The sequence below is a fragment of the Capnocytophaga sp. oral taxon 863 str. F0517 genome (genome assembly GCF_000466425.1).
Lineage (GTDB): Bacteria > Bacteroidota > Bacteroidia > Flavobacteriales > Flavobacteriaceae > Capnocytophaga.
The window spans coordinates 1-9,162 of record NZ_KE992163.1 but is presented as its reverse complement, the minus strand read 5'-3'; the positions used below and the strand labels follow the sequence as shown (position 1 = coordinate 9,162).

General features: G+C 36.7%; 4 protein-coding genes and 2 pseudogenes. All 6 read left to right on the top strand.

Annotated features, from left to right (window positions below; translation table 11 throughout):
- A pseudogene (locus HMPREF1551_RS14005) lies at positions 1 to 211 on the top strand (hypothetical protein); the annotation flags it as partial.
- 217 nt (positions 212 to 428) lie between these two features.
- On the top strand, positions 429 to 917 hold the full coding sequence (locus tag HMPREF1551_RS08210; RefSeq protein WP_021628634.1) for a PKD domain-containing protein: 489 nt from the start codon (positions 429 to 431) through the stop codon (positions 915 to 917).
- Between the two features lie 80 nt (positions 918 to 997).
- Positions 998 to 3,040 carry a fibronectin type III domain-containing protein gene (locus HMPREF1551_RS08205; RefSeq protein ID WP_021628633.1) on the top strand — a complete coding sequence of 681 codons (2,043 nt, stop codon included), beginning with the start codon at positions 998 to 1,000 and terminating at the stop codon, positions 3,038 to 3,040.
- 86 nt (positions 3,041 to 3,126) lie between these two features.
- Entirely contained in the window at positions 3,127 to 3,609 is a 483-nt protein-coding gene (locus tag HMPREF1551_RS08200; RefSeq protein WP_021628632.1) for a lipocalin family protein, read from the top strand.
- Positions 3,610 to 4,462: 853 nt separating this feature from the next.
- A complete protein-coding gene (locus HMPREF1551_RS08195; protein ID WP_231374970.1) occupies positions 4,463 to 6,895 on the top strand; it encodes a T9SS type A sorting domain-containing protein in 2,433 nt (810 codons plus the stop codon).
- Between the two features lie 4 nt (positions 6,896 to 6,899).
- Positions 6,900 to 9,162: pseudogene (locus HMPREF1551_RS08190) on the top strand (hypothetical protein); the annotation flags it as partial.

Sequence of the window (9,162 nt, the reverse complement as noted above, 5' to 3'; positions counted from 1 at the left end):
CCTCGATAGGAAAATACAACTTTCACTCTCCTCCAATACTCCACAAGAGGCTCAAGAAGAACAAGAAAAACAAGAGGAACAAGAGGCAGAAGAACTCAATAAAGAGCTATCACAAGAGAGTCAAAAAAGCGAAACTCAAGAAGTCCCAACTCCCACAAAGGAGTTTGTAAGAGAGACTCTTAACAAAAACTCACGAGGGTTTAAAATGTAGCATTTATTCCTTAAAGAACCTGTATATCTCCATTTTGAAAATCAGCAGAACTGATGTTTTGCTGGTTTTCTTTGTTTTTATATACTACTGATAAATAAGTGTTTATAAATTTCATACAAGCTAAAAACAAAAATATATTTGAATTTTGTTGGTTGTTTCACAAAAAATCACTAATTTGCGCCTCTAAATTACTATTGTTTCTTTAAAAAGAAGATATATGAATTATAATTCTACTGGTTTTTTTCCTAAATTTGACCCTAAAATCTATTGGAGTTTCGGAGTACTCCTTTGTCTTGGTATTTTCTTATTCATTTTCCAATGCTCTCGTCACGTCGATTGCGAGGAGGCTAACTTCTATGTCTTTGCCGATAACTATGCTGTGAAGGAAGTAATTGAGTTTGGTGATAAAACCAAAAATGCCAAATCGTGGAAATGGGATTTTGGCGATGGTTCTCCTGCCGATTTTAGACAGCGTACTTTCCACACCTATGAAAAGACTGGAGAATATGTGGTAACTCTTACTATCAATGGCTCTTGTACTTCTCAAAAGGTGCTTACCATTACCTCTCTCAATCAACAAGTAGGCTACCTGCCTACCATCAAAGCTCCTGATGTGGTCTTCTTAGGTGAAACCACTAAATTCATAGGACAAAAACAAGGAGGCATCTCATTTGAGTGGGTTTTGGGAAATCGACTTGCTATTTGAAAAGTTCAAAAAATAAAATTGCTAGATCAAAAAAAATAGTTATTTTTGTATCGAAAAATCATTAATTGATATATTTAGCTATGAAAAAAGCCTTATTTCTTATTTGTTTGTGGGTAGTAAATTGGTCTTTTGCTCAATTGTCTGATACTACTCCTTCAGTAATGCTCAAGTCCTACGTTCAAAAAGATAGAATACTGCTCCGTTGGGCGGTAAATACTCCTATTGAATGGAAGAAAGCAAATCAAAAAGGCTTTGTTCTTCACAAAATACTCCTCAAAAAAGATGGTAATCTCCTTGAAAATCCTGAAAAACAAACTATAGCTACTCTAAAACCTGATAAACAAGAAGATTGGATAGACTTCATTCAAAAAGATAATTATGGAGCTATCATTGCTCAAGCGCTATATGGAGAATCTTTTTCTGTAGAACAAAATAGTAAAAATGGTATATCTAAAATTGTAAATATAGCAGAGGAGCTAAACCAGCGTCATACTTTTGCTCTTTTTGCAGCAGATATGTCCTTTGTAGCAGCTCAGAAAGCAGGTTGGGGATTTATAGATACCGATGTAAAAGCGGGAGAAACCTATATTTATCAGGTAGAAGTTCTCGGAATGCCCGAAATAGAGTCTTCTGCGGTGATGGTAGGGCTTTCTGATGTTGAAACACTTCCTAAAATTCACGATTTCACAGCTATCCCCGATGATAAAAAGGTGCTTTTTTCTTGGGGAATCACTTATTTAAAAGATATATATACTTCTTATATCATAGAACGTTCTGAAAATGGCACTGACTTTCAGCCTATTTCTTCCACACCTATTGTAGATATGAATGGAACAAGTAAAAAACAAATGTTCTATGCAACTACTTTAGAAACGAATGATACGCCTTACTTCTTTCGCATCTATGGTATCAATGCCTTTGGCGAAAAAGGTATTCCTTCAGCCCCTATAAAAGTACAAGGTATTTCTGCTACTACAGCTGTCCCTCGTATAGCTGACTATAATTTCCTTAATGAAGGGGTAGAGCTTATTTGGGAATACCCTAAAGATGCTGAAAAAGCTACTGAAAAATTTGAACTTTGGTACAATACCAAAGAAGATGCGAACTATCAAAAAGTAGTGGACAATATTAAAAAAGAAGACAGAAAACTGATTTATAAGAAACTTTCAGCGTCTAACTACTTCAAAATAGCCTCAGTTGATAAACAACAAAAGCGACATTTCTCACATAGTACTTTAGTGCAACCATCCGATTCTATTCCTCCTGCCCGACCTATAGAACTACAAGGAAAAATTGATAGTTTAGGTGTGGTTACTCTTTCGTGGAAAGCTAATACAGAGGCTGACTTGGCAGGCTATAGAGTACTGAGAGCCAACACTGATAAAGAAGAATTTGTAGATATCTTTAATCATATCATTACTGAAAATACGGCTCGTGATACGGTGAGTTTCTCTCTTTCTAATAAAAAAGTATATTACAAAATTTTAGCAGAAGATTTACGTTACAATCGCTCTCCTTTTTCTGAAGTAATAGTAGTTGAAAAACCTGATAAAAACCCGCCTACTGCCCCTATTTTTAATAATTTCACTACCGAAAACGGAAAGATAACACTCTATTGGATAAACAGTTCAAGTGATGATGTAGAAAGCTATACACTAAGTAGAAGAGAAAAAGGAACAGAAAAATGGCAACCGCTACAAGTATTTCACAAAGAAACCAATACATTTATTGATGAAAATACTGAAGGAGGCAAAACGTATGAGTATCTCATTCAAGCGAAGGACAAAGCAGGGTTATGGTCAAGTGCAGACAATGCAACCATAACTATAAAAGCACCTATAAGAGCTGATAAAGTAATAAAAAGCGTAGATTTTGTAGCCGATAGAAATGTGCGTTCTATCTCTTTGTTTTGGAAATATCAAAAAAATGCCAAAGTAACCGAGATACAGATTTACAAAAATGTAAAGGGCAATACTCCTTCTCTTTGGAAAGTACTCACCCCAAAACAACAACACATCACCGATAAAGAAGTTCATATCAACACTGTATATGAGTATTATTTTTTACCTTCATCGGCTAATGGCAAACCTGCACAAGGTGAAAAGATAGAGGTTAATTATTAATGCAAATAGAAATTTTAACATTTCTACATTTGTATAATTCAAAGAAAATATTTATTTTTGCTCATTAATTATTAAATTTAAATAAAATGAAAAGAATATTTTTGTTAGTCGCCTTAGTGACTAGCTTGTTTGCAAGCAGTGCATGCGGTAAAAAGGATGATACTACCCCTGTACAGCCATCTAAAGACTCCCTTGAACAAAAGCTGATTGGGAAGTGGAAAATTACAGACATTGGCTTAGATGCTAATGGAAAAGTTGTAGAGACAATTGAAAGGGAATGTCAATTTGTAGAATATTTAGCAAATCATACAGGAAATATGATTGCTTATGATAATTCTGATTGTAAGAATCATCCTGATGAAAAAGAGAAGAATACTAAACCTTTTTCTTGGAGATTAGATGGAATGAAACTATATGTGACTTTTGAAAATACTCCAGAAGGATTTTCTTCTATAAAATCTATCTCAAATAATAAGATTATTTTTGAAAATGTTTCTCGAGAACCAAGCGACCCAAGGTTTGATTTAAAAGTGGTCAAAATAGATGTCATTTTTGAACGTTTAAACTAGTGTACAATAAATCAAAAAAATGAAGAAAATACACATCCTCGTAGTGATTCTCTTAACTTTTGTCAATCACATATCTGCTCAAATAGATTTGAGTGGAAGTGCTTCCTATCAGCTAAATATTGAGGGAGATATGGGAAGAAGATCTAATGGGTGTGGAGATATTGACGGCTTAAGAGAAATAAGGATTATTAGATCAAATAGTAGAAATTCGGAAATAATTCTTAATAATAGATATATAAATAGCCCTTTTTCAATTTCAAACCCTGTAAGTTATGTAAAATCTAACCCCATAACAGAAGTTATTGTAAAAAAAATTATTAGATGGAAAGAATGGTGTAGATGGGGTATATTTGCAGTACCAGTAGAGTGTTGTGATGGAGGACCTGAAAATAAATGGAATAATTATAATATTAGTAATGAATGTTTTGTAGAAAGTTACTATAACCAAGGAGATGGATTGAATAGAATTACAATATCCTCAAAACCTGTAATAAATATTCCTCTTCCTAGCAACCCTTTATATTTAACAGATACAAACTATTTAACGGTTACAATCCCTGATAATATTGATAATAAATATTTCAAATGGAAATATAGTGTAGGAGGTAGTTATCCAAGAGATATTCCCTATTCCTATAATTATAAACCAATATTGCGTATCAAAGGAAGTGATTTTTTGTCAGAAGAAGATTTTGGTAAAAATGTATCTGTTTGGATAGACTTAAAAAATGTTTGTTCGTATTGTGAAAATCCATCTCCAATAAATTTTGTTTATCAAAAATCCCTTCCTATTTTAACCAATTCTAATAATGAGACTATTTTTACAAGGTGTTATGGAGATAAGGCGGATTATGTGTTACATTTTGATCGTCCCTTAGATAGTGATGAGAAAATTAATTTTTCTCTTGTTCCTAATCCAAACTCAGATCCCCTCATTAATATCTCTCAATTAGAGAGAGGGAATACTTTTACTTTACGGAACTTACCTATAGGGGATTATAAACTAAGGATTGTAGGAAGAAATGGAGGGAACTCCTATTCTAAGTATGGAAATGAGGATTTTAAATTCTCTATTAAGAATCCTTCAAGAGTAACATTCCGTGCTAGTGGAATAAATCCCTCTTGCCCTAATGCTAATAATGGAGAAATAAGCATATTAGCCTTTGGTGGAACTAATCAAAACTATAAGATAAGACTCAATAATGGCGAATGGTTAGAATTCTCAGAATCCCATAAGCATATAATAAAAAATCTCCCCCAAGGAATTTATACCATTCGTGTAAAAGATGGTAATGACTGTATAGGAAAAGATAATGGAAATGAACAAGTTTCAATAACCCTAACTGCTCCCAATCCTATTACTATCACCTATCCTTCACAAGAGCAAAAGCGCCCTCAATTCCCACAAGCTACCAATGGACGTATTATGGCTGTGGTACAAGGAGGGACTCCCTATAATGGAACTAATAGGTATAGGTTTTCTTGGAAGAGAGGAACAGAGGAAATCACTCAGCTTGCTACCACTCATTATGATCCCATAGAGGACAAATTCTATATATCTCTTGAAAATATCCCTCAAGGTGATTATTACCTCTCTGTCATGGATTCTAAATATAATCCTTCAGATTCTCAAAAAGCGAATTGTGCTGTCCTAAATAGTTTTTTTAAGTTAGAAGATTCCCCTGTGCTTCAAGCTACACTCTCTCTAGAGAAACCTATCTCATGTAACCGAGGAAATGAGTTTGGTAATGAAAGAGATAGAGAAATGGATGGACAACGGGATGAAAGTCAGGATGGGATTCTACAAATTAGAGCTCAGGGAGGTACTCCTTTTACAGGTACTGCCAATGGAGGACGCCCTTATAAATATACTTGGAAAAAGCAAAACCCTAATGGCTCATGGCAGCTACTCCCTTTTGAAGGAGATACCGCTATGAACCTCTCACAAGGACGCTATGCTATCAATATAGAGGATGCAAATGGGATCAAGTTAGGCAGATATAATACACATACCAACACCTTAGAAGCACTTACAGATGTGGTATATGAGCTTAGAGAACCTGCCAGATTGACCCTCTCTTTACAAAAAACAGATGCAACTTGTAGAGGGAATGATGGAAAAATTACGGCAGTTCCTACAGGCGGCACCCCTCCTTATAGGTATCTGTGGTCTAACGGGGCTACTACTGCCTCTGTTGAAAATCTATTACCTATGCCTTACTCTGTAGAAATCAAAGACAGAGCAGGATGTGTGGTACAAGGAAATACAGCTATTTTGCAACCTAATAACCTTACTATTTCAGGAGCTATCACACCTCTTCGTTGCCATAACGCTACTGATGCCTCTATAGTACTTACCGTACAGGGAGGTACAGCTCCTTATCAATATTTGTGGAATACAGGAGCTACCATAGCGAATATAAACAATCTATCAGCTGGTGAATACAGGGTAAAGGTAACAGATGCACAGGGCTGTGCTCACTTCAAAAACTTTACCATTGAAAACCCTCTTAAGTTTGAAATTAATTTAGGAGGCAATCGTACGCTTTGTAACGGACAAACGCTTACCTTGAACACAGCTATCAATGATTCTCAAGCAACTTATTTGTGGAGAGGAGATAATGGTTTTTCTTCCAATGCTCCTGAAGTAACTTTAAGGGAAAGTGGTACTTATACCGCTACTGTAACTACCAAAGATGGGTGTGTAGCCTCAGATACACTAACGATTGAAGTGGCCAACACACCAATAGCTTCTGAATTTTTACTCACCACCCAATCGTATGAAAATGAAGAAGTAGTGTTGGTAAACACCAGCAACCCAAAAGGAGAAACAACACAATGGTTAGTACCCCAAAACAATGATATCGAAATTACACAACAAAGTGATAATTATATCTCGCTTATTTTCAAAGTTAAAGGAGAATACCATATAGGTATCAAACAAACACAAGGCAATTGTTTTGAGTTGTTTTACAAAAATATTATTGTAGAACCTGCTTCTGATTTGCCCAAATCTGATAATACAAACAAAGCTTTTATAAAAGAATTTGAAGTAGCTCCTAATCCTTCTAATGGAAATTTTCAAGCCAAAGTAGTATTAGAGAAAACGGGCAGTGTCAAATTCCGTTTGTATAGTATCACAGGACAATTGGTGAGCCAAAAAGCACTCCCCTCTGCAGAGGAACACTGGGTAGATTTTCAGGAACATCTCTCAGCAGGTACCTATATTTTAGTTTTAGAAACACCTTATCAAGTATTAAGTAAGAAGATTATCATTATTCCATAGACCTATGCGCTTAGTTTCTCATATCCTTTTTTTTCTGCTTTCTGCTTGGCAACTCATAGCACAGACCTATCCTGTGCAGGTAGTGCCTATGCTCACACCTCCGTATAGCAGTAAGATTGCTGACTATGCCAACCCAATGGCTAATAGGGTACAACTGCAACTCATCACTACCGACTTGAGTGTGCAGAACCGCCCCGTGCAATTATATGTAGAGATTAAAGGCAATGGACTTACAGCAACCTCAGCCCCCATACTTTCAGACGTTTCACCTTTGCGTATCAATGGAGGCGAAATCCTCCGCCTGACCAATGCCGAGCTAGCAAGCTACTTTCAGTTGCGCAACCTGCAAGGTATCACCTCTGAGCAATACACCTCCGCCTTGCCTGATGGGATGTACTCGTTCTGTTTTAGGGTAAAGGATGTGCTCAGTGGTCGCTGGCTATCACAAAGCCATTGTGCTATTGCCTATCTAATGCTCAACGACCCTCCAATACTGAATATTCCTACTGATAATGAGCAAGTAGCTGTAACCGACTTTCAAAACATTATTTTCAGTTGGACACCCCGTCAAATTAATGCGACTAATATAACCTATTCCTTTGAATTACGTGAGATTTTAGACCCTACCCTCGACCCTCGTTTTGCTTTTGAAGTAAGCCGACGCATACTCAAAGAAGACGATTTGCGAATGACCACTTTCGTCTATGATGTGAGCAAACCTAACCTCATCCCTGGCAGACATTATGCGTGGCGAGTGAGAGCTATCTCCACAGGAGGATTGGCAGAAAATAGTGTGTTTAAGAACAATGGTTATAGCGAGGTACATTCGTTTGTCTATGCTGTGAATTGTAGCAAACCGCTCTTCTTACTCAGCCAGCAACAGAGCAAGAGCCGTACAAAACTGCTATGGCAAGGGCATACACTGCACCAAAAATACCATATCCAATACCGTAAAAAAGGAGTAGCTAATGCTCAGTGGTTTGATACCTCTACTCGCAATACCCAAGCACTTATCACCGACTTAGAAGCGGGAGAGTATGAGTTTCGTGTAGGAGCAACTTGTGAAACAGAACGCTATGGTATTACCCCCAGCTATGTATATTCTGATATACAGACTTTTGAAATAGAAAAAACGCAAAACACTACCGAATCAGCCTACAACTGTGGTATTGCACCAAAAATAGCAATTACCAATAAGAAACCTTTAGGTAGTTTGGTAACCAATGAAGTGTTTACCGCAGGCGATTTTTCAGTTACCATTTTAGAAGTGAGCGGTAGCAATGGTATTTTCTCTGGTAAAGGATTTGTAAAAGTTCCTTACCTGAACGACACAAAGTTAGCGGTAGAATTTGAAAATATAAAAATCAATGCCGACTATCAATTGACCGATGGTATCGTAAAAACTATCTACGATAGTGATTGGAAAGGTGTACAATTTACTGAAAACCTTATAGGTCAAGGCAAGAAATCTAAAGATATTGAGATACCTTTCGAGATTGAAAAGGTAGAAACTCGCAATGGTGAAATAGTTGTTACAGGTAAAAATGGTCGCAAGGAAGTATTCCCATTTGGAGGCAATGATTCTTCTATTAAAGGAAAAGTTACCACTACTACCAATGGAGTAACCTCTACCCAAGAAAAGATATATCACATAGATAAAGACGGTAAAGTATCTGAACCTCAAACAGTAGCTCAAGGAGGCAAACCTACGAAAGAAAATACCAATGGTGTTACCCAAAATGGTGAAGCAACTGCCCTTACCGCCAAAGGTATTGAGGTAACTTTTGAAAACACCGCCGACTCTAAATACGCTTATGAAGTTCCTACCAAAGCCTATAGTAAGGACTACCAAAAGTTTGACGGCAAGTACATTCCATTTAAAGCGGTGGTAAAAGGTGAAACAGAACCTTTCTTAGCCAAAGTACATATCACCGATAAAAATATGAGTGCTGATAGTCTTATCTTCAAAACTGATAAAGGCGCACTCATCGAATCCAAACGAGTAGAAGGTTCTAACGACTTTTTGCTTACTCTCAAAGGGTTTCACAGCTTTGCGGTAGAACAAGTACAAGCTACGATCAAGCAAGGCAAAAAGTACCAAATCGCAGGGGTGTTCAACTTGGTACACCTCTCCCCTAAAACAGCTAAGGTAACCCTTATCCCTACTGCCGAGAACCTTACTATAGATGTAGAGAAAGTTAAAGCAATTTACAGCAAGGTAGGAGTAACCTTGGATATCACTTGGGCAGCGCCTTTTGATATCTCCC

Excerpts from the sequence above, each read along its gene's own strand:
- HMPREF1551_RS08210 (WP_021628634.1), top strand. The coding sequence starts at position 429 with ATGAATTATAATTCTACTGGTTTTTTTCCTAAATTTGACCCTAAAATC.
- HMPREF1551_RS08200 (WP_021628632.1), top strand. The coding sequence starts at position 3,127 with ATGAAAAGAATATTTTTGTTAGTCGCCTTAGTGACTAGCTTGTTTGCA.
- HMPREF1551_RS08205 (WP_021628633.1), top strand. The coding sequence starts at position 998 with ATGAAAAAAGCCTTATTTCTTATTTGTTTGTGGGTAGTAAATTGGTCT.